2 pseudogenes are annotated in these 1669 nt (G+C 75.0%); both read right to left on the reverse strand.

Annotated features, from left to right (window positions below):
- Positions 1-598 (reverse strand): annotated as a pseudogene (locus QH283_RS26955) (hypothetical protein); the annotation flags it as partial.
- Positions 599-654: 56 nt separating this feature from the next.
- Positions 655-1669: pseudogene (locus tag QH283_RS26960) on the reverse strand (cutinase family protein); the annotation flags it as partial.

Here is a 1669-nt window from a genome sequence, read left to right on the forward strand (position 1 = left end):
CCCGCACGTCGGCCGGGTCGGGCTCGGCGGCGGCGGCACGGCCACGCGGGCGCGGCGCCTCGCGGACCGGGAACTCGTCCCGGCCCCGGCCCCTGCCGCGGGCCGTGGTCGGGCCGGCGGCGTCGTCGGCGAGGCGCAAGCGGTTCTCGTCGTGGGTGCGGCCGCGCGCGCGGGGAGCCGGCCCGTCACGGAGTACGTCGCTGTCGGCCGGGTCACCGTCGTCGGGGTCGTTCCCGGCGCGCGGCCCGTCGGCCGGGCCGTCGTGGTCGTCGGCGGCCCGCTCGCCGGAATCGGCCGAGTCGCCGGCGTCGGACACCGCCTCGGCGACGGACACCGCCTCGGCGACGGGCTCGGCGAGAGAGTCGGACTCGGCGAGAGAGTCGCTGTCGGGGACCGCCTCGGAGTCGATCACGACGAGACGGTCGCGCTCGCTGCGCGGCTCGGAACGCTCGGCCGGTGCCCGCGTGCCCGCACCGGCGGTTCCCGGGACGGCGTCGCGGGACGCGGCCTCGGCGGAGGTGGTCTGTTCGGTGTCGGCGGCGCCTTCCGGCTCGATCGGGCCGTACCAGCGGGACAGATCTTTGTACGACTTCAACATTCCCCCATTCCCACGGGGCCGGGCGCGTGATATCGCATCGTCGGACCTCTCGGCGATCAGTTCGTGGAGAACGGGTAGTGGCGGCCGGCCACGCCGGGTGCCACGGTGGGCGGAATCGAGGTCACGCCCCCGGATGAGGCGCCATCGGCTCCTGTCCCGAACGGAAATTGTCCCGCACCGCCGGAGTTCGGAGTAGCCGACGCGCCGGGGGCCGTACCAGTTGATCCGCCGTCCACATGGGCCGGAGCGGACGCGGGCTCCCCTGCCGCTCCGGTGTGTTCGGCCAGGTCACGGGCGGTCGCGGCGAACCATTCGGCGACATACCTGGTGGGCGGCACATCCCAGGAACCCGCTCGCTCGGTGTGATAAGCGCCATGCTGACGCGCGGTGTCCCAATAACGCACCCAGGTGGTCAGATCCAGCAGCTCGCGCTCGTCGGTGACGGTGCGGACCACCTCGTCGTAGGCCTGGGTGACCAGCCGGGAGATCGTGGTAGGCGGGACCAGTTCGGGCACCGCGCCCGCCAATCTGCCGCCGAGCAGCGCGAGCCCGGCCGCGGGGTCGGCGAGTCCGGCGCGCGCCAGCTCCGACAGCACAGCGGGATCGAGCACCTCCCGCACGACCGCGGTCACGGCGTTGAACCCGATCAGACCGACCCGCAACAGCCCGTGCAACACCGCGCCCGCGTCGAGCGCGGTGCGCGGGTCGGAGGCGTCGGCCAGCCGCTCGGCGATCGACTTGCGCGGCGACAGCGAGATGTCCGCGGCCGTGGCGCCGGTGAGATCCTCGGCGGCCACGATCGCGGCGGTCCTGATCGAGGTGTAGGCCAGCGCCTGGCCGACCGAGAGCAGCGCGGCCACCGGGTCGCCGCCGGTCCGGCTCTGCCCGGCGATGTTGGTGACCACCCGCAGGATCGGTGCGTCCGGCGGCGCGTCGCACGCGAGATCACCCGCGGCGCAGAAGCCGGCCACCCGGCCGGTGAGCGCGCCGAAGTCGGCGGCCCGGTCGCGCTCGGGGCCGATGCCCCCGCCACGCGCGGGTGAGCGCGGCGCGGCGGCGAGTTCGGCCAGC

It is taken from the genome of Nocardia farcinica, assembly GCF_029867845.1.
GTDB lineage: Bacteria > Actinomycetota > Actinomycetes > Mycobacteriales > Mycobacteriaceae > Nocardia > Nocardia farcinica_A.